Source organism: Streptomyces sp. NA02950, assembly GCF_013364155.1.
Taxonomy (GTDB): Bacteria; Actinomycetota; Actinomycetes; order Streptomycetales; family Streptomycetaceae; genus Streptomyces.
On the sequence record NZ_CP054916.1, the window covers coordinates 3316831 to 3340746 of the forward strand.

A 23916-nucleotide genomic window follows, 5' to 3' on the forward strand; every position below is an offset into this window, starting at 1 on the left:
CCGGGCCCCCGTATGTGCGCCGTACGCGGTGCGGCTCAGGCCGTCAGCCGGCGGACCGCCGCCGCCACCCCCTCATCGGTCGCGGTGAACGCGACCCGGACGTTCCGCTCTCCGGCCGGACCGTAGAAGTCGCCCGGCGCCACCAGGATGCCCAGCTCGGCGAGGGCGCCGACGGTCTCCCAGCACGGCTCGTCACGGGTGGCCCACAGATACAGCGAGGCCTCGCTGTGCTCGATCCGGAAGCCGAAGCCCTCCAGCGCCGAGCGGAGCGCGGTGCGGCGCCGTTCGTAGCGCTCACGCTGCTCGGCCACGTGCTTGTCGTCGGCGAGCGCCGCGACCGTGGCGGCCTGCACCGGCGCGGGCACCATCAGCCCGCCGTGCTTGCGGATCTTCAGCAGTTCGCCGAGCACCGTCTCGTCGCCGGCGAGGAACGCCGCGCGGTAGCCCGCCAGATTGGACCGCTTGGACAGTGAGTGGACCGAGACCAGCCCCTCGAAGCTGCCGCCGGAGATCTCCGGGTGCAGCACGGACCGCGGTTCGGCCTCCCAGCCCAGTTCGAGATAGCACTCGTCGCTGACCAGCAGCACCTCGTGCTCCCGGGCCCAGGCGACCGCCGCCCGCAGCTCGTCGGGGGTCAGCACCCGGCCGGTGGGGTTGGACGGGGAGTTCAGCCACAGCAGCTTGAGCCCGGCCGGGTCCGGCCCGGCGCCCGCGGCACCTCCAGCGAAAGTCCCCACGTCGTACGGCACCGGCTCGGCGCCCGCCAGCCGTGCGCCCACCTCGTAGGTGGGGTAGGCCAGCCGCGGGAAGGCGATCCGGTCCCCGGGCCCGAGCCCGAGCTGGGTGGGGAGCGAGGCCACCAGCTCCTTGGAGCCGACCACCGGCAGCACCTCGGTGTGGCGGACCCCGGTGGCACCGAGGCGCCGCTCCACCCAGCCGGTCAGCGCGTCCCGCAACTCCGCGGTCCCCCACACGGTGGGGTAGCCGGGGCTGTCGGCGGCACCGGCCAGCGCCCGCTGGACCGACTCGGGGACCGGGTCGACGGGCGTACCCACCGAGAGGTCGACGATGCCGTCGGGATGGGCCGCGGCGGTCGCCTTGTACGGTTCGAGCCGGTCCCAGGGGAAGACCGGGAGGCGGGCGGAGACGGGTGGCACGGGTGGCTCGCTTTCGTCGTAAGCAGCCCGGTCGGCCGGCCCGGGGAACCCGGTGGCCGACCGGGAAAACAGACCGGCCCCGCAGGCAACAGGCCGTACGGGACCGAGGGCTGCGCCCAGGGCCCGCGTGGTCGGGGCCCTGGGGCGCAAGGTCACTCGTCGTGCTCCTGCGGCGGCAGCGCGGCGATGAAGGGGTGGTCGCGCTCGATCAGACCGAGCTTGCTCGCGCCACCGGGCGAGCCGAGCTCGTCGAAGAACTCGACGTTCGCCTTGTAGTAGTCCTTCCACTCCTCCGGAGTGTCATCCTCGTAGAAGATGGCCTCGACCGGGCAGACCGGCTCACAGGCTCCGCAGTCGACGCATTCGTCCGGATGGATGTACAAGGACCGCTGGCCCTCGTAGATACAGTCGACGGGGCACTCCTCGATGCACGCCTTGTCCTTCAGGTCGACACAAGGCTGCGCGATGACGTAGGTCACGCTGTCGTTCCTCCTCGTTAGGGCTGCTATCGCGCGGGAGCGCGGCGTCGTCGATGCCCGCACCTAGTATCGCCGTTCCAGGGCACCAGACGCACATGAGGGGCTGACACAGCTGTGGATTTCACCACCGGCGGACGTCTCGAGGTTCGGATCACCCCCGCTGACGTGGGCAAACGCGTTTCGGTGCGGCCTTTGACCGGGGAGCCCGACCCGCACGCCACATTCACTGACGTGGTCGGGGTTCTCACATCGTGGACCGGAGATGTGCTGTGTGTCACACGGCGGACCGGGGAAGCGGTGCGAATCGCGCGGTCCTCGCTGGTGGCGGGCAAGGTGGTGCCCGCCGCACCGGCCCGCCGCCGCGGCCCGGCCGCGAGCGCGCGCGAGCTGGACCGGATCGCCGCGCGCGGCTGGCCCGCGGTGGAGAGCGCACCGCTGGGCGAGTGGGAGCTGCGGGCGTCCGGCGGCTTCACCCGGCGGGCCAACTCGGTTCTGGCCCTCGGCGACCCGGGCCTGCCGCTGGACGCGGCGCTGGACCGGGTCACCGGCTGGTACGCCGAGCGCGGGCTGCCCGCGTACCTCCAGCTCAGCACCGGCGCCGAGAACACCCAGGAGCTACTGGCAGCGGAGCTGGCCGCGCGCGGTTGGACCAGGGAGGTGTCCGCACAGGTGCGGATCGCGGGCCTGGCCCCGGTCGCCGACCGGGACGCCGACGTCTCGGCGGTGGCGCTCTCCCGCCGGATCCACGACGCCTGGCTGGCCCGCTACCAGCGCTCCGCCGCCCCCTCCCCCGAGGTGCGGGCGGTGCTCTCCGGCGGCCCCTCGGTGTGGTTCGCGACGATAGGCGGCGCGCCCGGTGACGAGGTCCCGGCCGCGATCGGGCGGGTGGTGGTGGACGGCCGCTGGGCCGGGTTCGCGGCGGTGGAGGTCGCCCCGGAGCGGCGGCGGCAGGGGCTCGCCGGGGCGGTGATGACCGCGCTGGCCCGCAAGGCGCTGGACGAGGGCGCCTCGGCGGCGTACCTCCAGGTCGAGACGGACAACGGCGGTGCCCACGCGCTCTACGAGGACATGGGCTTCACCGTCCATCACTCCTACCACCACTGGCGCGCCCCGCACGACGACCCCCGCTGAGCGGGTACCGGACCACCATGCCGCGTATGAACGACACCTCCCGGCGCCGGAGATTCGCCGAGGCGGCCCGCGAGGAACGCCCCGATCTGGCGCTGCTGTGCCTGCTGGTGGGCATGGAGGCGGACGCCGGGCTGGACGAGGACGGTCTTGACCGGGCGCAGATCGAACTGGACCGGCTGGCCGGTCTGCTGCCCTTCGCCCCCGGCGGTCCGGAGGGCTGGGCCACCGCGCTGGCCCGGTTGCTCGGCGAGCGCCATGACTTCCGGGGCACCCCGGCCGACTACCGGCGGCTGGAGTCCTCGCTGCTGCACGAGGTGCTGCGGCGCCGCCGGGGACTGCCGATCCTGCTGTCGGTGGTGTGGATCGAGGTGGCGCGGCGGGCGGGGGCGCCGGTGTACGGGGTGGGGCTGCCCGGCCACTTCGTGGTGGGCTTCGGCGATCCGTACGGGCACCATGTGCTGGTCGATCCGTTCGACGGGGGCCGGAGCCTGTCGGACGAGGACGCGGCGATACTGGTGGCGGGCGCCACGGGCACTCCGCTGGCGCCGTCGGCGCTCACCCCGTCCACTCCGCTGGAGATCGTGCTGCGGATCCTCAACAACATCCGGGCCTGGGCCGCCGCCCGCCCCGAGCGCACCGATGTCCAGCTGTGGGCGATCGAGCTGTCGCTGCTGCTGCCCAGCCACCCGGCCCGGCTGCGCTACGAGCGGGCCCAACTGCTCGTGGAGCGCGGCGATTTCCTCGCCGGGGCGAAGGAGCTGGAGGACTACGCGGAGGTGGTGGCCGCGGTGGAGCCCGAGGCCGCGGCGGCGGTACGGCGCCAGGCGCGCGCGGCCCGCGCGATGCTCAACTGACGGACTGCGGCCAGCCCTTGTCGCGGGCGATGCGGACCGCGTCCGCGCCATTGCGGGCTGGGCGCGGCCACCGCCCGGTGCCGGGCGGGGGCCGTGCCGAGTCGGCCGCGGGGACCTCAGTTGGGAGTGGTGTCGATGACGCCGATCCGCTCGGAGGCCGACTTGCCGACCAGCGCCTTGCTGAGCGCCACGACCACGTCCTGCGGGCTGACGGGCCTCTTGGCGCCGGTGCCGCGCTCGATCAGCACCCCGTCGAAGGTGGAGCCGTAGAGCTGCTTGAGGACGGCGAGGTCGTAGTGCTCCACCAGCTTGCCGTTGACCACCCGCATCGAGAGGATCTTCGGCAGCGACCGCCCCGGGCTGAGCGGCAGCGAGTGCTGGGGGTCGGTCTGCACCGTCACCAGGCCGGACATCGCGGGCTTGGCGAAGGTCTTCATCTTGTTGTCGACCTCGGCCTTGCTCACCGTCGGCTGCTTGACGCTGACCGGCAGCTTGATGACCTTGTCCTTGCCGGTCTCGGCGCGCTCGCGGTAGGCGTCGGAGACGGCCGCGACCGCCCGGTCGACGTCCAGCGCCTTGCCCGCCTTGCCGTACACCGGGACGGCCCGGCCGGAGGTGAAGTTGATGGTGCCCTCGCGAGCGGTGCCCGAGGTGCCCGCGAGCCGCTCCAGGGCGTCCCGGAGCTTCTCCTCGTCGACCGTCACCTCGGGTTCGGCCTCGTGGGTGCCGCCGAACAGCGAGCCGATCACCGTGAGCGGGTTGTAGTCGCGGCCCGCGACATTGCGGACGGTGGTCTCGGTGTCCAGGGCCAGGCCCGCGACGGACGGCTTGATCTCCTTCTGCTCACCGTCCACCGACACCTTCAGCGGGGCGGTGGTGCGGTTGCCGAGCTCGGAGTCCAGCTTCTCGACGGCGGCCTCCTTGGAGGTGCCGCCGATGTCGACGCCGAGCACGGTGGTGCCGTTGGGCACGTCGGCGTGGTTCATCACCAGGCCCGCGCTGTACGCACCCCCGCCCACCACGACCAGCAGGGCGACCAGCATGACCAGCTTGGAGCGGCCCTTCTTCTTCGGCTTCCCGGCCGCCGGGGCGGACGGTGCCGGAGTGCTCGGCGGGCCGCTGTCCCCGGCGGGCGCCGCCGGGCCGCCGCCGACGGGCGGGGACGGCGGCAGGCTCTCGGCCGGGGGCACCACGGGCACCCCGCTGACCAGCGTGTCGCTGGAGATCTGCTCGGGCGGCACCCCGCCGCCCGGGGTGGGGTCGGGGTCGCGGAACAGCGGACGGTCGGTGTCCGGCTCCCCGCCGAGCCCCCCCAGCGGGCCGGTGCCGGTGGTGGCGCCCAGACTGCCGGACAGCGGGGAGCCGCCCGGCGGGGTCGGGGGCTGCGCGCCCGGACCGCCGTGGCCGAGCGGGCCCACTCCGCCGGGGGGCGTGCGCTGGTCGCTGTCGAACGGACCGGGAAGGTGGCCGCCCGGCGGGGGCGGCAGCTCGTCGTCGTGCGGTCCGCCGCCGAGGCCGGGCGGCATCAGCATGTCGCCGGTGGCCGGGCCGGTGGTCGCGCCGTTCGGCTCCGGATCGCCCGGGAAACCGCCGCCCGCCGGGGCGTCGGTGAAGTACGGCAGGTCGGCGGTGGGGGCGCCGCCGATCGGGGGCGCGGGGAACCCTTGCGTGGTCTCAGGTCCCGAGGGCGCGGGGAAGCCCGGCGTCGTCTCGGGCCCCGGAGGCACGGGGAAGCCCTGTGTGGTCTCCGGCCCCGGAGGCACGGGGAAGCCCTGTGTGATCTCCGGCCCCGGAGGAGCGGGAAACGCCTGAGTGGTCTCGGGCCCCGCGGGCGGCCGCGGGGTGTTCCCGGTCGACGCGTTGCCCTTCGACTTGCGGGGCGCGAACCAATCACTGGTGCGCTCGCCGTCACCCTTCGCGCCCCTGCCGTCCGGGCCGTCGGCACCGGTCTCGGCCGGAGCGGCCTCCGGCGCGGCGGCGGCCTCGGGCCGCGGCACGGCGCCGGTGCGCTCGTTGGGGCTGTCGTCCTCGCCGGAGCGGGGGGCCGGAACGCCGTCCTCCCCGACGGGCGTGCGCATGACGACCGGCGGGATCGGCCGGGAACCGGGGATATTGATCCGGATCCGGGTCGTCAGCGTGGTCTCGGTCTTCGGTTCCTCCGGCTTGGCCGCGGCACGCGCCTCACCCTCGCCGGATGCGCCCTGCGGGGCCTCCTGCGTCCGGTTCAGCGACGGGGACTGGCGGGATCCGTACGGCGGGGTGCCCGACGGGTAGGCGGCACCGCCGCTTCCCCCCCGGGGCCCGGAGGACGAACTGTCAGATTCACGGCTCAAAGCAGGTTCTCCCAGTTAGCTCCGCCGCCCGTCAGACTCGCGCGGGCGGCTCGGCGGCGCGCACCACCTTACTGGGCGCCGCGGTGGCGCACTTGACGGCCGCCGTATCGCCACCGTCACGCACCCTAGGGACAGCGTCCGACGGCGTGGATGCGTCACGCGCATCGGGGGGACGTCACGACGGAAACGTCACGTCACTTACCAAGTCGGGCGGACCGCCGGGCCGGTTGCGGGACCAGCGGCAGCGTGGCGCAGATCACACCGGCAAACATCCCGCCCAGCAGGAAGACATACGGCCCCAGCCCCGCGCCGAAGAGGAAGTCCCCTTCCGGTCGGGTGGCGGTGAGCAGCAGCACGGTGACCGTCCAGGCCCCCGCGGGCACTCCGCCGCCCATCCGGGTGCCGGTGGCCTTGACCCCGCCGTAGCACAGCGCCACCACCCCGAGCAGCGCCAGCAGCAACCCGCCGGGGAACCAGGCGGCTTGCACCAGCGCGCCGGCGGTGCCCACCAGCGCCCCCATCACGGCGAGCAGCGCGTATCCGCCCAGACGTGCGGCGTTCATGCGGTCACCCCCGCGAAGAGGTCGTCCTCGCGGTCCGCGGCGGCCTCGCCCCGGACGAGCTGGTAGTGCTCACGGACGAAGAGCGGCTGGCCGAGGTCGTTGGAGAGGGCGAAGAAGGGTCCGTCCACCGCGATCTGGCTGGCGTGGGCGCGCATGGCCGCGGTCTTCGCCCCGGCGTGGCCGCTGCCGTCGACGGCCGCGGTCACCTCGGCGTCCTCCACCACACCGGGGACGTCGTCGACCGAGGCGATACCCGGGAAGAGCGATTCCCGGCCCGCCGCCCGCAGCCGGGCGAACCCCTCCTCGACCGCCGACCGCGGCACACAGTTCCAGTAGACCTTGGCGATCTTGTGGGGGGCGCCCAGACCGGGACGGAACCCGGCGTCCGACGCCAGCTCGAAGGCGCGCATCGCGACCCGGTGGGCCTGGATGTGGTCGGGGTGGCCATAGCCCCCGTTCCGGTCGTACGCGACCATGACCTGCGGCCGGACCTCGCGGATCACGGCCACGAGATGGCCCGCGGCCTCATCGAGGTCGGCCCGCCAGAAACAGTCGGGGCGGTCGTTCTGCGGGGCGCCCATCATCCCCGAGTCGCGGTAGCGGCCGGGCCCGCCGAGGAAGCGGTGGTCCTCGACCCCCAAGGCCGCCATCGCCGCGGCCAGTTCACCGATCCGGTGCGGGCCGAGCGCGTCGTCGCGATCAGCGGCGAGATGCGCCAGGTCGGGCGGAATGACCTCGCCCTCCTCACCGAGGGTGCAGGTCACCAGCGTGACATGGGCACCCTCGGCGGCGTACTTCGCCATGGTCGCGCCGTTGTTGATCGACTCGTCGTCCGGATGCGCGTGCACCAGCAGCAGCCGACGGGCGGGAAGAGCGGTCATGGGCACAGCCTACGATTCGCACATCCGTGCCCATAGGGCACGGCGCGGCGCCCCCGGTTCCCGCGACCGGGCGACCGCTCGCCCCCCGGGTCAGAGGTCCACGTCACCGATCATGTCCGCCACATTGGTGGTGAGGTCGTCGATCGTCGGCGCGACCGACGAGCTGGCCAGGTAGAAGCCCAGGAGCACACAGATGATCGCGTGCCCCGCCTTCAGCCCTGCCTTGTTGACGAGCATGAAGACGATGATCAGCAGCAGCACTACCAGCGAAATCGAGAGCGCCACAGCGGCTCACCTCCAGGTACACGCGCTCGGACGGACAACATTATTGATGCCACGGGGGCCCTACCCACTATGCGCAATCGATCATAACTATGGGCGCGTGCGCACGACTCGGTGCATGGGAGCATGACAGGGGCGCATGCCCGAATGCACGAACTGCCCTGCTGGCAGGCCTACTTCACGCTGGTAATGCGCCATATCGGCGCCGTTCGGGCTGGCTTGATACGGCCGCCCGCGCGGCCGGGACCGTGCCGTCGGCAACCCGGCCCAAACGGACCCGCGGCCGCCCCGCCCGGCCTCGGGTCCCCGGCCGCCCCGCTCCGCCTCGACCCCGCGCCGATCCGCCCGTCCGCCCCCTGGAGATCAACCGGACCCGTACGCTCGCCCTATGACCGGACAGCTCTCGTTCCCTCGGCAACACGCGCGCACCCAGCGTTTCACCCTCGGGGCACCCCGGGCCCTCACCGTGGCGCCCGACGATTCGCGCGTCGTCTTCCTGCGGTCCCGCACCGGCACCGACCGGACCGGCCTGCTGTGGGTGTACGACCTCGCCGGGCACCGGGAGTACCCGGTCGCGGACCCCGCGGAGCTGCTCGGCGGCGCCGAGGAGGAGCTGTCCGCCGAGGAGCGGGCGCGCCGCGAGCGCAGCCGCGAGGGGTCGGCCGGCGTGGTCGGCTACGCGGTGGACGCGGCCGTGGAGCTGGCCGCCTTCGCCCTCTCCGGACGGCTGTTCACCGCCGATCTGACCGGCGGCACCAGCCGTGAACTGCGGGTTCCGGGGCCGGTGGTGGATCCGCGCCCGTCCCCCGACGGCCGCCATGTCGCCTATGCGGCGAGCGGTGCGCTGCGGGTGGTCGGCACCGACGGCGAGGGCGACCGGGCGCTCGCCGAACCGGAGGGCGACACCATCACCTATGGCCTCGCGGAGTTCATCGCGGCCGAGGAGATGGACCGTTCGCGCGGCTTCTGGTGGTCGCCCGACGGGGACGCCCTGCTCGCCGCGCGGGTCGACGACGCCCCCGTACGGCGCTGGTGGATCGCCGATCCCGCCCACCCCGACCGGGAACCCGCCGAGATCGCCTACCCGGCCGCCGGAACCTCCAACGCCGAGGTGCGGCTGGTGCTGCTGGGCCTGGACGGCTCCCGTACGGAGGTCGAGTGGGACCGGCAGCGCTATCCCTACCTGGCCCGGGTGCACTGGTCGTCCTACGGTCCGCCGCTCCTCCTGGTCCAGGCGCGGGACCAGCGCAGCCAGCTCTATCTGGCCGTGGACACCGAGACCGGCCGGACCAGCACGGTCCATGTCGACGAGGACCCGGTTTGGCTGGATCTTTTCCCCGGGGTACCGGCGTGGACACAAGATGGTCGGCTCGTGCGGATCGCGGACGAGGGCGGCGCACGGGTGCTGATGGTCGGCGACCGCAAACTCACCTCCGGCGCCCTCCAGGTGCGCGCGGTCCTCGGCATCGGGGAGGAGGACGTGCTGTTCTCCGCGTCCCCCGGGGCCGGCGCGGCCCTTCCCGAACTGCCCGGTGAGATCGATGTGCACCGCGCCTGGTTCCGCGGCAGCGGCGACCAGGGCGGCTGGGAGCCGGTCGGCAAGCGGCCGTTCCCCGCGGTGCACTCCGCCGCGCGCGGCGGTGAGGTGATCGCCCTGTCATACGCGGGCCTGGACCGGCCCGGGGCCCGGGTGGAGATCTTCCGGCCCGCGGACCACCGCACGGCCGAACCGCTCGGGGAGATCGCCTCGTACGCGGAAGCGCCGGTGCTCACCGCCCGCCCCCGGCTGGTCTTCGCGGGCAAGCACGACATCCCCTGCGCCGTACTGCTGCCGACCGGCCACCGCGAGGGCGATGGGCCGCTGCCGGTGCTGATGGATCCCTACGGCGGTCCGCACGGCCAGCGCGTGGTGGCCGCTCACAACGCCCATCTGACCTCGCAGTGGTTCGCCGACCAGGGCTTCGCGGTGATCGTCGCCGACGGCCGCGGCACCCCCGGCCGCTCCCCCGGCTGGGAGAAGGCGGTGCGCGACGACCTGGCGGCCGTCTCGCTGGAGGACCAGGTGGCGGCGCTCACCGCGCTGGCCGGACGCTTCCCCCTGGACCTGACGAAGGTGGCCATCCGCGGCTGGTCCTACGGCGGCTATCTCGCCGGTCTCGCGGTGCTGCGCCGCCCCGATGTCTTCCACGCGGGGGTGGTCGGCGCCCCGGTCACCGATCTGCGGCTGTACGACACCCACTACATGGAGCGCTATCTGGGCCGGCCGGACGAGCGGCCCGAGGTCTACGCCGCCAACTCGCTGGTGACCGACGAGGGGCTGTCCGGTGCGGCGGAGACCGTCCGGCCGATGATGATCGTCCACGGGCTGGCGGACGACAACGTGGTCGTCGCGCACAGCCTGCGGCTCTCCTCGGCGCTGCTGGCCGCGGGCCGTCCGCACGAGGTGCTGCCGCTGTCCGGAGTGACCCATATGACCCCGCAGGAGCAGGTCGCGGAGAATCTGCTGCTGCTCCAGGTGGACTTCCTCAAGCGGTCCCTGGGGCTGCGCTAGCGGGCACCGCCGCCCCGGGCCCCGGCCGCCGCTACCAGCCCGGAGGCGGCGCAGGCGGGGGCGCCGCGGGCGGCGGCGGGGCGGTGGGCGGCGGGGCGTGACCGCCCCCGTAGCCGCCCCCGTAGCCGCCGGGAGCGCTGTCGCCGTATCCTCCGGCACCGCCGCCGTAGCCGTAACCCCCGCCGTAGCCGCCGTCGCTGTAACCCCCGGGGCCGCCGGGGCCGCCATCGCCGTAACCGCCGTAGCCGCCCGGAGTGCCGTAGCCGCCGTACGCCGGGGCCGGGGGCAGGTAACCGTCCAGCGGGCGCCGGGCCAGCACGAGGAGCGCGACCAGCCCCGCCAGCGCCTCGAAGAAGGCGGTGAGCACACTGAGCACTCCCACCGTCGGCAGATCGTCGATGTGGTCGACGTAGTCCAGCTTGATGTAGAGCGACGCCTCGCTGATGCCGTCGCCCAGCAGCAGCGCCCCCGCCGTCATCCCCAGCGGCCGGGACAGCGGCGCCCGGGCCAGCGCGGCACCGGTGGCGGCCAGCGCCAGGGCGATCACCGCCCACACCGTCCAGGCGGCGGGCGCGGCCAGCAGGGTGATCAGGGTGTGCTTGCCGCTGAGCAGGTGTTTGTAGATGTCCCAGCCGCGCTCCTGGGCCCAGTAGATCTGCCAGGCGCCCAGGGCCGCCGCGATGGCCCCCAGGAACAGCGCGCCGGTGGCCGCCGCCCCCGGTGCGGGCCGCCCCGGCGGCTGGTCGGCGAAGGCGCCGGGGCCGGGACCGCCGGGCGGAGCGGGATCGACGGGACGGCGCGCGGCGGCCACGGTGGCCAGCAGCAGCCCGCCGAGCACCACACCCGCCCACGCGGTCAGCTCGGCGCGGGTCTTGAGATCGTCGGGGATGCCCTGCATCCAGTCGGCGTCCAGATTCCACAGACTCGGCAGCCGCACCGCCACGGTCACCGCCGCCGCCACGCCGAGCGCGCCCGCGGCGGACGGGGAGCGCAGGGCGGTGAGCCCCACGGCCGCGTAGACCGCCAGCAGGATGAGATCCAGCAGCGAGGAGCCGAACACCGAGCCCGAGGACCGGAACGGCATCCCCGCCCAGGTCCACCACAGGTGGTTCGCCTCATCGGCCTTGTCCAGGTCGCGGATGATCCACGCCAGCGAGATCATCCCGAGCACCGCGCAGACGAGTGCGCCGAAGACGCGCGCTCCGCGGGTAAGTATCCGTCCCTGCCCCATAGCCGTAGGTCTGCCCCATCTCACACCCCGGTCAACCGTCGTGGCAGGAAGTGACCTGGGAATGGTGACCGGCCGGGGCGACATGGCGCACCCCGGCCGGTCCAACGGCACCCGCACGGCCGTACGCCAACCAGTCTGACGCGTCCGTATATCGGTGTTGCGACAGTGAAGTTGCCCGTGTGTTAAAGCGGTTACGACGCAATCGTCACGGTTTGCCCGCGGAGTGTGACCACTGTCAAGCACGTGGTCACCTCGATCTGCCAAATGTTCGCTCAAGACTGGGATGACCGGCACATCCGCCCTCGTACGCATCTTGACTGGGCAGTTCGCGGGTTGCGACAGTCCGCTCAACCCGACACGCACGCACCACCACAGCGGGCGGGGTACAGCATATGACGCGCGTAAACAACGGGCGTTGACGGTGTGACACCAGTGCGGGGGGCGTTACGCGATGACAAGTCCATCCCGGGCCGACGTGGTCGAGAAGGCCGCACCGGTCGCGGAGGGCAAGACTCCGGTCGGCCTGGCCCCGCGTCAACTGATGTGGCGGCGCTTCCGTCGCGACCGGACCGGTGTGATCTCCGCCTGCGTGGTGCTGTTCTTCTTCGCCGTCGCACTGCTGGCGCCGCTGATCTCGTCGCTGTACGGCAAGGATCCGTACACCACCTACGGCCTGGACCGCCCCGAGCTGCTTGACCCCCTGACCGGGTACCCGATGAAGCCCAACGGCGGGATCGACGGGGAGTTCTGGTTCGGCATCGAACCCAAGCTGGGCCGCGACGTGCTGATGCAACTGGTGTACGGCATCCGCACCTCCCTGCTGATCGGGCTGGCCGCGACCGTGCTCTCCACGCTCACCGGCATCGCCATCGGCGTGGTCGCGGGCTACCTGGGCGGCCGCACAGACTACTTCCTGGGCCGGCTCATCGATCTGCTGCTGTCCTTTCCGCAGCAGCTCTTCTTCGTCGCCTTCATGCCGGTGGTCACCGCGTTGTTCGTCAGCCCGCAGAAGGAGACGCCCACCTATTTCCGGGTGACCGCCCTGGTGATGGTGTTGTGGCTGCTGGGCTGGATGCAACTGGCCCGGCTGCTGCGCGGTCAGGTGCTCTCCCTGAGGGAACGCGAGTTCGTCGAGGCGGCCAAGGTGACCGGCGCCTCGCCGTGGCGGATCGTCCGCAAGGAGCTGCTGCCCAACCTCGGCACCCCGATCCTGGTGCAGGCCACACTGATGCTGCCGAACTTCGTGACGACGGAGGCGGCGCTGTCGTTCCTCGGGGTCGGGATGGTCGAACCGACACCCGACTGGGGCCGGATGTTCGCCAAGGGCGCCAACTTCTACGAGGGCGACATCACCTACATGTTCTTCCCCGGCATCGCCATGGTGGTCTTCGTGGTCGCCTTCAACCTGCTCGGGGACTCGGTCCGGGACGCGATGGACCCGAAGACCACACGCTGATCCAGGACCGGAGATACCGCAGAGGCAGACAACGGCAAAGTGTTCCCTCCGACAAGGCAGGTGCATGACCACCATGACGTCGAACCACGGGCGCAGAGCCCGCACAGTGACCGTCGCCCTGGCCGCGGGGGCCCTGGCGCTGGCCGGATGCAGCAGCGGGGGCGGCTCCGGCCCCAAGGAGTCCAAGGAGAAGAAGATGGAGTCCCAGGACATCTCCCTGGGCACCACCGCCGACTCCACGGGCCCCGCCAAGGACCTGCCGGGCGCCAAGAAGGGCGGCACGGTGACGGTGCTCCAGCGGGACGCGTTCGAGCATCTGGACCCGGGGCAGATCTATGTCAGCGATGAGCTGATCATGCAGACGCTCTACAACCGCACCCTGACCAACTACCAGGTCGACGACAAGACGGGGAAGGTCAAGCTGGTCGGCGACCTCGCGACCGACACCGGCAAATCCTCCGACGGCGGCCGCACCTGGACCTACACCCTCAAGGACGGGCTGAAGTTCGAGGACGGCTCGCCGATCACCTCCAAGGACGTCCGGCACGCCGTCGAGCGGCTCTACGCCCCGTTCGAGACCAACGGCCCGACCTATCTCCAGCAGTGGCTCTCCGGTGAGGGCCAGAAGTACCGCAAGGCGCTGCCGGACGGCCCGTACAAGGGCAAGCACCTGCCCAAGACGGTGCTGGACACCCCGGACGACAAGACCGTGGTCTTCCACTTCGACCAGCCGCGTGCCGAGGTGCCCTTCGCGGTGGCCATGCCCAACATCGGCGCGGTCCCGCCGGCGAAGGACACCAAGGAGAAGTACGACAAGGCCCCGGTCGCCTCCGGCCCCTACAAGATCAAGAACTTCAAGCCGGGCAAGGGCATCCAGTTCGTCAAGAACAAGCACTGGGACCCCAGGACCGACTCGATACGCCATCAGTACGTCGACACCTTCGACGTCTCCTTCGGCCACCAGTGGGTGGACTCCACCCGCCGGCTCCAGGCCGCCAAGGGCGGCGACCGGAACGGGATGACGCTCACCAACGCGGTCGACCCCTCGCAGATCTCCTCGGTCCTCAAGGACAAGGAGGCGATGGCCCGGTCGCTGACCGAAACGCAGCCCTATGTGGATGTCGTCTCGATCAACACCGATCGCGTCAAGGACAAGAGGGTGCGCGAGGCGATCGCCTGGGCCTTCCCCAGCGGTCAGTACCTCCAGCAGTTCGGCGGTCCCAAGGCCGGTGAGATCGGCGGCGGTCTGGTCGGCCCCACGCTCAAGGGCTACAACGCCTCCTTCGACCCGTTCGAGAAGCGGAAGTACCCGGGCGGCAATGCCAAGAAGGCCCGGGAGCTGCTGAAGAAGGCGGGCAAGGACGGCTACGAGCTGGTCTACGGCTACGGCAACGGCGACACCCACCAGGACGCCTCGGTGGTCGTCGAACGGGCCCTGGAGCGCGCCGGGTTCAAGGTCCAGAAGAAGGAGATCGACCAGACCACCTACTACACACAGATCGGCAAGGTCGACAACAAGTACGACCTGTACCGGTCCTCGTGGGGTGCCGACTGGCCTTCCGCCTCGACCGTGGTCCCCCCGCTGTACAACGGCAAGAACGTCTACGACGACTCCGCGAACTACTCCCACCTCGACGTCCCGTGGGTCAACAAGGAGATCGGCCGGGTCGCGAAGGTCAGCGATCTGAACCAGGCCACCAAGGAATGGATCAAGCTCAGCGAGAAGATCTTCACCGATGAGGTGCCCGCGGTGCCGACCTTCTACAACCGGCTGTTCACCCTCTGGGGCCCGGGTCTCGGCGGAGTGAAGTACCACACGGTCTACGGGGCCGTGGACCCCACGGCCGTCTTCGTCAAGTAGCAGCGGCCGTACCGGAGCCCGGCCACGCCGCGTACGACGCCGCCCCCGGCGTCCGCGCTGCGCGGCCGGGACCCGCCCCTACCGGAAGATCCCCGACGCCATGTTGAGATTCCTCGCCCGCCGCACCCTCGGCGCGATCGTGATCCTCCTGCTGATCAGCGCGATCACGTTCTTCCTCTTCTTCGCCCTGCCCGCCGAACCCGCGCGGCTCGCCTGCGGCAAGAACTGCGACCCCACATCGCTCGCGATCATCAACAAGAACCTCGGCCTGGACCAGCCGGTCCCGGTCCAGTACGCGAAGTTCATGGTGGGGATCTTCGTGGGGCGCGACTTCGCCGTCGGGAACTGCGACGCCCCCTGCTTCGGCTACTCCTTCGTCAGCCAGGAGCCGGTCTGGGGCACCATCGTCGACCGCTTCCCCACCACCCTCTCGCTGGCCATCGGCGGCGCCGCGGTGTTCCTGGTGGTCGGCGTCGGCATCGGCATGCTCGCGGCCTGGCGGCGCGGCACCTGGGTGGACAAGTTCTTCAGCTCGCTGTCGCTGCTGGGCGCGTCCATGCAGATCTACTTCGTCGGGGTGCTCTGCCTGGCCTGGTTCGTCAGCGGCCTCGGCATCCTGGAGCAGCCCGCCTACTACCCCGTCACCGACGATCCGGCGAAGTGGTTCAGCGGGATGCTGCTGCCCTGGCTGGTGCTCTCGCTGATCTTCATGGCCAACTACAGCCGGATGACCCGCTCCCAGATGGTCGAGCAGTTGCAGGAGGACCATGTCCGCACGGCCCGGGCCAAGGGGCTGTCCGGCCGTACGGTGTTCTTCCGCTACGCCTGGCGCGGCGCCATCGCCCCCATCGTCACCATCTTCGGCATCGACCTCGGCTCGCTCTTCGGCGGGGCGATGGTCACCGAGTACACCTTCACCCTGCACGGCATCGGACGGCTGGCGGTGGAATCCGTCCAGCTGACCGATCTGCCCATGCTGATGGGCGTGATGCTGGTCAGCGCCGCGGCGATCGTGGTGTTCAACATCCTGGTCGACGCCGCCTACGCCTTCATCGACCCGCGCGTGCGGCTCGCCTGAGAGCCCCCGTGCCTGCGAGCCCGAGAGCCTGCGAGCCCGAGAGACCGGGAGCCTGCCCGAGATGACCACCCTCACCAAACCCGACGACGGCGGCGCGACGCCATCGGCCGACTCCGGCTCCGCGTTTCTGTCGGTGCGCGACCTGTACGTCCGCTTCACCACCGAGGACGGCGTCGTCAAGGCCGTGGACGGCCTCTCCTTCGACCTCGAACGCGGCCGGACCCTCGGGATCGTCGGTGAGTCCGGATCCGGCAAGTCCGTCACCAACCTCACCGTGCTCGGGCTGCACGATCCGCGCACCACCGAGGTCCGCGGCGAGATCCTGCTCGACGGCCGGGAGCTGACCGGCGCGCCGGAACGCACCCTGGAGACGCTGCGCGGCAACACCATGGCGATGATCTTCCAGGATCCGCTGACCGCGCTGTCGCCGTACTACACGGTGGGCCGCCAGATCGCCGAACCGTTCCGCAAGCACACCGGCGCATCGAAGCGCGAGGCCCGGGCGCGCGCGGTCGAGATGCTGGAGAAGGTCGGCATCCCCAACCCCACGCTGCGGGTGGACGACTATCCGCACCAGTTCTCCGGCGGGATGCGCCAGCGCGCGATGATCGCCATGTCGCTGGTCTGCAACCCCGATCTGCTGATCGCCGACGAGCCGACGACCGCCCTCGACGTCACGGTCCAGGCCCAGATCCTGGATCTGCTCAAGGACCTCCAGCAGGAGTTCGGCTCCGCGATCATCCTCATCACCCACGATCTGGGCGTGGTCGCCAACACCGCCGACGATCTGCTGGTGATGTACGCGGGCCGGGCGGTGGAGCGGGGCACCGTCCGCGAGGTGCTGCGCGCGCCCCGGCACCCGTACACCTGGGGGCTGCTGGGGTCCATGCCACGGCTGTCCTCCGACGTCGACGAGCCGCTGAGCCCCATCCCCGGTACGCCGCCGAGTCTGCTCAGCCCCCCGCCGGGCTGCCCGTTCCATCCGCGGTGCGCCTTCACCGGCGAGGTGGACGGCGAACGGTGCCGGACCGAGCGGCCGGTGCTGCCGGACCGGCGGGGCGGCGCCTGCCACCTCACGGACGAGCGGAAGCAGACCCTCTTCACCGAGCAGATCAAGCCCCGGCTGGGCCGGGGCTAGGGAGCCGTTGACCATGAGCACTGTGCCGGACGCGCCGATCGCGGCGGGGGAACCCCTCCTGGTCGCCGAGAAGCTGACCAAACACTTCCCGATCATGGGCGGCTTTCCGATCCGGCGGAAGGTCGGGGCCGTCCAGGCGGTCGACGGTGTCGACCTGACCGTCCACGCGGGCGAGAGCTTCGGCCTGGTCGGCGAGTCCGGCTGCGGCAAGTCCACCACCGGACGGCTGCTGACCCGGCTGCTGGAGCCCACCGCCGGGACGCTCCGCTACCGGGACCGCGACATCACCCACGCGGACCGCAGACAGCTCGCGCCGATCCGCTCCGAGATCCAGATGATCTTCCAAGACCCGTACTCCTCGCTGAACCCCCGGCAGACCGTCGGCACCATCATCTCCGGCCCGATGGAGATCAACGGCATCCGTCCGCCGGGCGGCCGGGAGGCCCGGGTGCGGGAGCTGCTGGAGACCGTCGGGCTCAACCCCGAGCACTACAACCGGTTTCCGCACGAGTTCTCCGGCGGCCAGCGGCAGCGCATCGGAGTGGCCCGCGCGCTCGCCCTGGAACCCAAACTGATCGTGGCCGATGAACCGGTCTCGGCGCTCGATGTCTCCATCCAGGCACAGGTGGTCAACCTGCTCCGGCAGCTCCAGCGCGAGCTGGGCATCGCCTTCCTGTTCATCGCCCATGACCTGGCGGTCGTACGGCACTTCTCGCAGCGGGTCGCGGTGATGTACCTGGGGAAGGTGGTGGAGGTCGGCGACCGCGACTCCATCTACCGCCGCCCCCGCCACCCGTACACCCACGCGCTGCTCTCCGCGGTCCCGGACGCGGCGGCCGTCATGGACGCGGCGGATGCCGAGGACGGCGGCGGTTCAACGGCCGCCCGCCGGGGGCGCATCCGGCTCGCCGGGGACGTCCCCTCCCCCATCCGGCCGCCCTCGGGCTGCCGCTTCCGCACCCGCTGCTGGAAGGCGCAGGACAGGTGCGCCCGGGAGGAGCCCCCACTGCTGCGGATCCCCGGCAACAGCGAAGGCCATCTGTCCGCCTGCCACTTCCCCGAGGACCCCACCCTCGAGGCCCGCGCCCAGGACATCGTCCTGGACCCGGCGCTGATCGCGGCCGAGGACCTCGGCAAGGACTGACCCGGCTTCACCCGGCAGGGCCGGTGGCGTACGAGGCCCAGGGCACCTCACAGGGCGAACGGTGCCCGGGCTCCGGGCAGATGACCCGCGCCAGCTCCGCGCGCAGCTCCTCCGTCCCGGCCGGGGCGGAGGACAGCGCCACCCGGATCTCGTGGACCGCCCGCGTCCCGGGGTCCGCCCCGGGGTGGGTCAGCCGCCACTGCTCGACGAGGTCCGCGTGGAATTCACCGAGCGGGACGCCATCGTCCCCACTCGCCAACTCCCCCGCACCGACGACCGACAGCCGGTACCGATGCCCCCGCGCCTCCAGCAGCCGCCCGCAGGCCGAGGCCAGCCGCGCGGCGGTCTCCTCGGTCGCGTAGACGCCGAGCCGGATCTCGACGGTGTGTTCATCGCCCATGCCGGGACCGTAGCCCATCAACTCACCTGGGGTGCCCGACGCTGTGCCAGGAAGAGAGCCAAGGGACCGGCAGGAAGGAGGAAGCGGCCTTCCACGGCTGCGCCGATCGCTTCGTCCATGGGCCACCAGGAGAGTTTGAAGCCCTCCTCCGTGGGGGTGAGTTCCTGCGGCCCACAGGTCAGCTCCCGCGCCTCGAACAAATGCACCTTCGCCGACGATCCGAGAGAGAGGGCGTACGCCCCGAGCGGCCTCCATCTCCGGGCTGTGACACCGGCCTCTTCACGGAGCTCGCGACGGGCGCAGTCCTCGTCGCTCTCTCCCGGCTCCTTCCGACCTCCCGGAAGGAAGAGGTAGGCGCCGCCGTGCTGAGGGAAATCAGCACTCATGACGGCCACAAGGCCATCGCCATCCCGTGCCACCACAACAGAGGCGTCGCGGACCGGCCCACAGCCCTGGAAGTCGTCACTCATGCCAGGCGAGACTAGCGGCCCTCAGCGCACCATGGCCGCGAACGGCACGTTCATGACCACCGGGTGAGCGATGCCTCTGCCATGAAATCCGTCTTCGCCGAAAGCCTCTCCGTGGTCGGCGCAGATGATGATCAGCCATCGCCGGTTCGCTGTCAGGGTGGCGACGAGGTCGCCGAGGTGGTCGTCGGCGTAGGCCAAGGCAGCGCGTTGGGAGGCCAGTGTGTCCCGGCTGTCACCGAGGTAGTGGCCGTGGGGGACGTGGGTGGCCGAGATGTTGACGAAGAGGTACAGCGGGCGGTTCTCATACCTCTCGGCGATCTCCAGAGACTGCTCGACCTGGTGGCGCGTGGAGTCCATCTCAGGAGAGCAGAACTCGGGTCGCCAGTAGTCGTCATCGAACAGGTCGGGAAGGACGGAACCGAGCGGCGTCTCGCGAGAGAAGTAGGTAACGCCGCCCACGCAGACGCTTCGATAGCCGTACTCGGCAAGACCGTTGAGCAGATTCGAAGCTTCGAAGACGAATGTCTCCTTCGGAACGGTCTTGAAGGACGGTGGTCGGCACTCCCACAGCCGCGGCGGCTGCTCGGGCAGGGCGAGCTTGGGTAGGAACCCCGAGAAGAACGCCATGTGAGCCGGGAGAGTAAAGCTCCCGGGGGTGTGTCGCCGCTCCCAGCCGCCCTCGGGCAACAGGCTCGCGAGCCGTGGCGTCAGCCCATCGTCCAGTGCTGTCCGAGCCACGTCGTAACGAAGCGAGTCGAGAGTGATGAACAGGATGCTGGTCCCAGTGCGAATGATCTCTGCCGCATTGATCACGACAGCCCCTCCCGCTGATTCAACTCTTGGTGCCACGGCTCGATGGTTCCCCTGGCCTGATCGTTGACGGGAACGGGCACATGGTCCTCAGCGATCATCCGCCGAATCTCGGCAAGACCGTTCGTCTCACTCAGAGCGTGGCCGTGATGGTCGTAGAGGGTGATCCGAACGATGAGCACGACGTCGTCACTGGCTGAGAGCCACGCGCCGGGGACGGCCTCGAGGATCTTGAGCGTGTCCATCAAGCGTTCTTCGGTCTGATGGCCCAGGAATCGCACGTTGCAGGCATAGTGCTGAGCGTTGGCTGCGCCGCGGCACAAGCGGCTAGCAAATTCCACGATCGCAGGATGACCGTCGTGGGCGACCACGATCCGGCGGGCCTGCTGGGTGACGACAAGACAGGCCCCGAGCCACCACGCCACGCCTTCGTGGACCTCGCCAGGAAACCGCCCGACAGCGCCACCATCACGGATCACGGCATCGGTGTCGATGGGGTTAAGCACTGTCCGCCTCCATGCGGGCGATCACCTGGTCAGCCAGCTCGTCAGGCGTCCTGTCGTCGGTGTCGAGCAAGACGGCGGTGGGGTCCGAAGCCGCTACTGCCTCGAAGTTGGCAAGCAGGCGGGACAGGCGGTCCGGGATGGCGAAGAGATCGGTGTCGTCCTGTTTCACGTCCCTCTTGCCGGACATGCGCTCTCGCAGGGCTGACTCGGAGCACCTGAGGTAGAACGTGCAAGTCGGCTGTACCAGGTAGGAGCGGAACGCCTCCAAAAGTTTGACGACCTGTTGCACCGCGACGCCGTGAACAGCCCCGTGGCAGGCGATCACCGATGAGACATACCGGTCGGCGATCACCGGGCCGATCATTCGGGCATGCCGGATCATGTCGGAGGCGTGGAGCAACCCGGAGAGATAGAACGCGAACTGCGGCAGGGATCGTAGGCGCGAGTTCACAGCAGAGGACCAGTCCGAGTGCGGAAGTGGCAACGTGTGCAGGCTCGTCGCTTCCATGCGTCGGGTCACAGTGCTGGCGAGTGTTGTCTTCCCGATTCCGGAAACGCCTTCGAAGACCACGAAAGGTCCTGGCGAGCCTTTGAGCTCGATCGGCAGGTAGGCGGACGGCATGCTCATAAGGTCCCCTCGGTGAACGATGTGCAGTGCCCGGCGACGGCCTCGGCGAGCCGTATCGGGTCAGCGAGGAGCTCTTTCACGTTCATCCGCAGGTCATCCCGTAACAGGCACGGCTGGACTCCGCCGTCGTGGTCGACGCGGAGCGCCCAGAAGCCCTCGACGCACTTGGTCCGCACGGGGCAAGCGCCGCACTGGCCGACATGGTGACGTCCAAGGTCGCGGTGGATGACATCGATCTCGATGCCATCGACACGGAAGACACGGCGCCCCTGTCCGACACCCGCCACCTCGGTGTGCTCGTCGTTGGTGAGCGTGCGCAGGTACGCGATGATGTCGTCGGCCGGTACGGCGGAGGAGGCCCGGCCCTCGTTGAAGTCGGTGCCGACGAGCTCGATGAACTGCACCGGCAGTCGCCGCTCAAGTGCGAAGTCGAGGATCCGGCGAACCTCGTGAGCGTTCTCCTTCTGAAGGAGAGTGTTCAGCTCAACCCGCTCGAAAATCTCTCGAGCGGCCTCGATCCCGTCGAGGACGGTATCGATCGGGATCCGGGTTCCGGCAATGGCCTTCAAGGACGCGTCGGAGAAGTAGTGCAGGGACACCTTCACCTTGTCCACGTGTGTCTTGGACAGCCACGACCGGTGTGTCCGCACGCGAGTGCCGTTCGTGACCAAGGTGTACGAGGCATCTGGGCCGGGCTCCGGGAGCTGCTCCAGGACGGCGCGGGCGAGGGGGGAGGTCAGAGGTTCACCACCGGTGAAATAGACGCGCTTCAGCCCGGCCTCCATCAGAGACGAAATGAGCACGAGGTATCCGGCCGGATCGAGGCCGCGGGGGCGCGGCTGTCGGTTTCTGTTGGCGCGGGTCAGCGGCGGCGGTACATCGCCCTCGTTGTGGCAGAACCAGCAGGCAATGTTGCAGCGGGGGCCGAAGGAGACCCGCAATTGGCCGCCGAGAGCGGCGAAATTCTGTAATGCGGTCCAGTCGACTTCAGATGCGGTCAGAGAGGCATGAGCAGGGTGCTCCATCACGCTTTTCCCGATGCTTGAGCCGGGCTGTCACAGGTAAGCAACTCGGCCCAGACGACCTTGCCCGACTCGTCCAAGTCGGAGCTCCAACGGTGAGCCAGAGCGTCGACGAGCAGGAGACCGCGCCCGGAGTCCTCGTCCGCGTCGAGGGAGCGGATCTGCGGCAGACTGCGCGATCCATCACTCACAGCGATGCGGACCACCTGCTCGGGAAGTCGGCCGATCTCGATGCGAATGACCGTTCCCTCTCCGTGCCGCACGGCGTTGCTCATCAACTCGGCAGCGATCACGGACGCGTCATCCACGAGCAATTCGAGCCTCCAGGCGTGGAGTGCTGTCTTGATCAACCTGCGCGCGTGGGAGGAAGACGCCTCCTCGCGGGGTAGCACTAGGGTGTAATCAGCCACACCGACTCCGGTGGGCCTCGTCGCTGTCGTGGTCACTGGGTCCCTCCGGGGTAGTTGCGTATCGACCTGACTGGCGAGCAAGGGGGATGCACTCCTCCAAGCCGCGGGGAGAGACCTCCGGACGCCGCTCCTCTACCGGATAAGTCAACGGCGGGACCCCCAATGTGCGGAGTCGCCAGCGTGTTGGGCGTTTCTTCGTGTTGGCTTTCTCTGTTGGCTTCTACGTCATGTGCTGGCCGATCGAGTCCAAGGGGACGGGACATGCGAGAGCACGAATTAGGGCCGCTGCTCAGGAGGCTGAGGGAGAGCACCGGTCGTACACAACAGGAGCTTGCCGACGACCTGAACCAGCGGACCGGGCGCAACAGCGACCGTCATCAGGTCTCAGACTGGGAGCGTTGTGTCATCCCGGGGCCCTATTGGCGCGAGCAGCTCGCGGACTCCCTCGGAGTCCCGGTGGACCTGCTGAACCGTGCCGCAGCGGCATCCCGGCGACGACGCAAACTTGAACGACTCTCTCTGGAAGGACCCGACGAAAACGCGGAGGGACCAGTGGATCGAAGGAAGTTCCTGGGCACGGCAGCCGTGGCAGCCAGCGCGGCGGCAGAACCGTGGGGAAGGCTGGCTGTGGCCCTCTCCGGTGGCCGGGTGGATGAAGCCGCCGTACGGCAGCTCGTCGGCGGCACCGCCGACCTGTACACGGACGAGGAGCATGTCCCCGCTCCTCTACTCTCCGCTCGTATCGCGGCGCACCTTGACTGCATCACCGCGGCAATCCCGAGAGCGGGGCAGCGACGATCCGAGCTCATCATCTCCGCAGGTGAAACTGCCGCGCTCGCCGGCTGGGCAGCCTGGGATCGGGGAGAACACGCAGAGGCCGCGCACTACTTCCGGGCGGTTCACGATGCGGCGCAGGAGACAGGGCACCGGCCGCTTGAAGCACTCGCGATCCTCTATGCCTCCTATGGGGCCGACAACCCCTCCAGAGCGACCACGATGCTCAAGGAGGCGCAGCTCTGTGTGAAGGGCCCCGGCTATGCCACGGCCCATGCCTGGGCAGCCGCGAGAGAGGCGGAGGAGCAAGCCCGGCTGGGTCAGTCGGCTGCCGCCGAGCGCGCTATCGAACGGGCTCGGACGGCATACGACTACGCCTCGCCAGAAGCAGAGCAGCCATGGGTTCGGTTCTTGCGCCCCGCACGACTCGACTCGATGGCAGTCTCCACCTACACACGACTTGGGCACCCGGAAGCCGTGGCGCAAGCCCAGGCATCCATGGACCACCTCGACGTGGGGAACCCGAAGGTCAACGTGGCAGTGCTTTGCGACGCTGCCATGGCCCACCTCGTGGCGGGCGACGGAGAGCGTGGCGCGGCGGTTGCCCGCCAGGCTCTCGATACGGCCGTGTCCTTCAACTACATCGGGGTGACCATGGTCGATGTGCGCATGAAGGAGATCGCGGGTGTGCTCCCCGACAACACAACGGCGAGGGATCTCCAGCAGGAGATTCGCGCCGCAGTAGTATGAGGAGAGG

Annotated in this window: 23 protein-coding genes; 9 read left to right on the forward strand and 14 right to left on the reverse strand. The window is 70.2% G+C overall.

What is annotated here, in order from left to right; translation table 11 throughout:
- Positions 1–35: 35 nt before the first annotated feature.
- On the reverse strand, positions 36–1157 hold the full coding sequence (gene dapC / locus HUT19_RS14010; RefSeq protein ID WP_176180804.1) for a succinyldiaminopimelate transaminase: 1122 nt from the start codon (positions 1155–1157) through the stop codon (positions 36–38).
- A 152-nt stretch (positions 1158–1309) separates the two neighbouring features.
- Positions 1310–1636, reverse strand: a complete 327-nt coding sequence (gene fdxA, locus HUT19_RS14015; protein WP_014054705.1) for a ferredoxin — start codon at positions 1634–1636, stop codon at positions 1310–1312.
- Between the two features lie 114 nt (positions 1637–1750).
- Between fdxA and HUT19_RS14020 the strand changes: the two genes are divergently transcribed.
- Both HUT19_RS14020 and HUT19_RS14025 read left to right on the forward strand, forming a co-directional pair.
- Positions 1751–2767, forward strand: coding sequence for a GNAT family N-acetyltransferase (locus tag HUT19_RS14020; RefSeq protein ID WP_176180805.1), 1017 nt, complete (start codon positions 1751–1753; stop codon positions 2765–2767).
- 17 nt (positions 2768–2784) lie between these two features.
- Positions 2785–3621: a transglutaminase-like domain-containing protein gene (locus HUT19_RS14025; RefSeq protein ID WP_176180806.1), complete on the forward strand. Its 837-nt coding sequence runs from the start codon at positions 2785–2787 to the stop codon at positions 3619–3621.
- A 116-nt stretch (positions 3622–3737) separates the two neighbouring features.
- Here HUT19_RS14025 and HUT19_RS14030 read toward each other — a convergent pair whose 3' ends face one another.
- The 4 genes from HUT19_RS14030 to HUT19_RS14045 all read right to left on the reverse strand — a co-directional run bounded on the left by HUT19_RS14030 (position 3738) and on the right by HUT19_RS14045 (position 7683).
- Positions 3738–5954 carry a peptidoglycan binding domain-containing protein gene (locus HUT19_RS14030; RefSeq protein WP_176180807.1) on the reverse strand — a complete coding sequence of 739 codons (2217 nt, stop codon included), beginning with the start codon at positions 5952–5954 and terminating at the stop codon, positions 3738–3740.
- A gap of 194 nt (positions 5955–6148) precedes the next feature.
- Complete coding sequence (locus tag HUT19_RS14035) at positions 6149–6517, reverse strand: DUF6113 family protein (protein ID WP_176180808.1); 369 nt, start codon at positions 6515–6517, stop codon at positions 6149–6151.
- Entirely contained in the window at positions 6514–7398 is an 885-nt protein-coding gene (gene mshB / locus HUT19_RS14040) for an N-acetyl-1-D-myo-inositol-2-amino-2-deoxy-alpha-D-glucopyranoside deacetylase (protein ID WP_176180809.1), read from the reverse strand. Before mshB ends, HUT19_RS14035 begins: the two co-directional genes overlap by 4 nt.
- A 90-nt stretch (positions 7399–7488) precedes the next feature.
- Positions 7489–7683 carry a hypothetical protein gene (locus HUT19_RS14045; RefSeq protein ID WP_176180810.1) on the reverse strand — a complete coding sequence of 65 codons (195 nt, stop codon included), beginning with the start codon at positions 7681–7683 and terminating at the stop codon, positions 7489–7491.
- A gap of 385 nt (positions 7684–8068) precedes the next feature.
- Between HUT19_RS14045 and HUT19_RS14050 the strand changes: the two genes are divergently transcribed.
- The gene (locus HUT19_RS14050) at positions 8069–10231 is read left to right on the forward strand and encodes a S9 family peptidase (protein WP_176180811.1); all 2163 of its coding nucleotides are present in this window, start codon (positions 8069–8071) and stop codon (positions 10229–10231) included.
- 31 nt (positions 10232–10262) lie between these two features.
- Here the strand turns inward: HUT19_RS14050 and HUT19_RS14055 are convergent, their stop codons facing one another.
- Positions 10263–11462 carry a hypothetical protein gene (locus HUT19_RS14055; RefSeq protein WP_176180812.1) on the reverse strand — a complete coding sequence of 400 codons (1200 nt, stop codon included), beginning with the start codon at positions 11460–11462 and terminating at the stop codon, positions 10263–10265.
- A 451-nt stretch (positions 11463–11913) separates the two neighbouring features.
- On the opposite strand from HUT19_RS14055, the gene HUT19_RS14060 reads away from it, so the two are divergent.
- From HUT19_RS14060 to HUT19_RS14080, 5 genes are all read left to right on the forward strand, one after another.
- A complete protein-coding gene (locus HUT19_RS14060; protein ID WP_176180813.1) occupies positions 11914–12918 on the forward strand; it encodes an ABC transporter permease in 1005 nt (334 codons plus the stop codon).
- Between the two features lie 64 nt (positions 12919–12982).
- Complete coding sequence (locus HUT19_RS14065; RefSeq protein WP_254885564.1) at positions 12983–14779, forward strand: ABC transporter substrate-binding protein; 1797 nt, start codon at positions 12983–12985, stop codon at positions 14777–14779.
- A gap of 100 nt (positions 14780–14879) precedes the next feature.
- On the forward strand, positions 14880–15857 hold the full coding sequence (locus HUT19_RS14070; protein ID WP_176180814.1) for an ABC transporter permease: 978 nt from the start codon (positions 14880–14882) through the stop codon (positions 15855–15857).
- 61 nt (positions 15858–15918) lie between these two features.
- Positions 15919–16995: an ABC transporter ATP-binding protein gene (locus tag HUT19_RS14075; protein WP_176180815.1), complete on the forward strand. Its 1077-nt coding sequence runs from the start codon at positions 15919–15921 to the stop codon at positions 16993–16995.
- 13 nt (positions 16996–17008) lie between these two features.
- On the forward strand, positions 17009–18139 hold the full coding sequence (locus HUT19_RS14080) for an ABC transporter ATP-binding protein (protein ID WP_176180816.1): 1131 nt from the start codon (positions 17009–17011) through the stop codon (positions 18137–18139).
- 7 nt (positions 18140–18146) lie between these two features.
- On the opposite strand, the gene HUT19_RS14085 is transcribed toward HUT19_RS14080, so the two are convergent.
- Genes HUT19_RS14085 through HUT19_RS14115 form a run of 7 tightly spaced genes read right to left on the reverse strand, consistent with a single transcriptional unit; the run spans position 18147 to position 22385 of the window.
- Positions 18147–18539, reverse strand: coding sequence for a hypothetical protein (locus HUT19_RS14085; RefSeq protein ID WP_176180817.1), 393 nt, complete (start codon positions 18537–18539; stop codon positions 18147–18149).
- 17 nt (positions 18540–18556) lie between these two features.
- Positions 18557–19009 carry an NUDIX hydrolase gene (locus HUT19_RS14090; protein ID WP_176180818.1) on the reverse strand — a complete coding sequence of 151 codons (453 nt, stop codon included), beginning with the start codon at positions 19007–19009 and terminating at the stop codon, positions 18557–18559.
- Positions 19010–19030: 21 nt separating this feature from the next.
- Complete coding sequence (locus HUT19_RS14095) at positions 19031–19822, reverse strand: STM4013/SEN3800 family hydrolase (RefSeq protein ID WP_176180819.1); 792 nt, start codon at positions 19820–19822, stop codon at positions 19031–19033.
- Positions 19819–20325: a hypothetical protein gene (locus tag HUT19_RS14100; protein ID WP_176180820.1), complete on the reverse strand. Its 507-nt coding sequence runs from the start codon at positions 20323–20325 to the stop codon at positions 19819–19821. The genes HUT19_RS14095 and HUT19_RS14100 overlap by 4 nt, the downstream gene beginning before the upstream one ends.
- Positions 20318–20947, reverse strand: coding sequence for a thymidylate kinase (locus HUT19_RS14105; protein ID WP_254885565.1), 630 nt, complete (start codon positions 20945–20947; stop codon positions 20318–20320). The genes HUT19_RS14100 and HUT19_RS14105 overlap by 8 nt, the downstream gene beginning before the upstream one ends.
- Before the next feature lie 2 nt (positions 20948–20949).
- Positions 20950–21978, reverse strand: a complete 1029-nt coding sequence (locus tag HUT19_RS14110; protein ID WP_176186856.1) for a radical SAM protein — start codon at positions 21976–21978, stop codon at positions 20950–20952.
- Positions 21978–22385 carry an ATP-binding protein gene (locus tag HUT19_RS14115; protein ID WP_176180822.1) on the reverse strand — a complete coding sequence of 136 codons (408 nt, stop codon included), beginning with the start codon at positions 22383–22385 and terminating at the stop codon, positions 21978–21980. The genes HUT19_RS14110 and HUT19_RS14115 overlap by 1 nt, the downstream gene beginning before the upstream one ends.
- Before the next feature lie 261 nt (positions 22386–22646).
- Between HUT19_RS14115 and HUT19_RS14120 the strand changes: the two genes are divergently transcribed.
- Positions 22647–23909 (forward strand): helix-turn-helix domain-containing protein, encoded by a 1263-nt coding sequence (locus HUT19_RS14120; RefSeq protein WP_176180823.1) that lies wholly within the window; start codon positions 22647–22649, stop codon positions 23907–23909.
- The last annotated feature ends 7 nt before the right edge of the window (positions 23910–23916 follow it).

Coding starts and splice junctions, on each gene's coding strand:
- HUT19_RS14025 (WP_176180806.1), top strand. CDS start 2,785: ATGCCGCGTATGAACGACACCTCCCGGCGCCGGAGATTCGCCGAGGCG.
- HUT19_RS14035 (WP_176180808.1), bottom strand. CDS start 6,517: ATGAACGCCGCACGTCTGGGCGGATACGCGCTGCTCGCCGTGATGGGG.
- mshB (WP_176180809.1), bottom strand. CDS start 7,398: ATGACCGCTCTTCCCGCCCGTCGGCTGCTGCTGGTGCACGCGCATCCG.
- HUT19_RS14050 (WP_176180811.1), top strand. CDS start 8,069: ATGACCGGACAGCTCTCGTTCCCTCGGCAACACGCGCGCACCCAGCGT.
- HUT19_RS14055 (WP_176180812.1), bottom strand. CDS start 11,462: ATGGGGCAGGGACGGATACTTACCCGCGGAGCGCGCGTCTTCGGCGCA.
- HUT19_RS14060 (WP_176180813.1), top strand. CDS start 11,914: ATGACAAGTCCATCCCGGGCCGACGTGGTCGAGAAGGCCGCACCGGTC.
- HUT19_RS14065 (WP_254885564.1), top strand. CDS start 12,983: ATGACCACCATGACGTCGAACCACGGGCGCAGAGCCCGCACAGTGACC.
- HUT19_RS14070 (WP_176180814.1), top strand. CDS start 14,880: ATGTTGAGATTCCTCGCCCGCCGCACCCTCGGCGCGATCGTGATCCTC.
- HUT19_RS14075 (WP_176180815.1), top strand. CDS start 15,919: ATGACCACCCTCACCAAACCCGACGACGGCGGCGCGACGCCATCGGCC.
- HUT19_RS14080 (WP_176180816.1), top strand. CDS start 17,009: ATGAGCACTGTGCCGGACGCGCCGATCGCGGCGGGGGAACCCCTCCTG.
- HUT19_RS14085 (WP_176180817.1), bottom strand. CDS start 18,539: ATGGGCGATGAACACACCGTCGAGATCCGGCTCGGCGTCTACGCGACC.
- HUT19_RS14090 (WP_176180818.1), bottom strand. CDS start 19,009: ATGAGTGACGACTTCCAGGGCTGTGGGCCGGTCCGCGACGCCTCTGTT.
- HUT19_RS14105 (WP_254885565.1), bottom strand. CDS start 20,947: ATGCCGTCCGCCTACCTGCCGATCGAGCTCAAAGGCTCGCCAGGACCT.
- HUT19_RS14110 (WP_176186856.1), bottom strand. CDS start 21,978: ATGGAGCACCCTGCTCATGCCTCTCTGACCGCATCTGAAGTCGACTGG.
- HUT19_RS14120 (WP_176180823.1), top strand. CDS start 22,647: ATGCGAGAGCACGAATTAGGGCCGCTGCTCAGGAGGCTGAGGGAGAGC.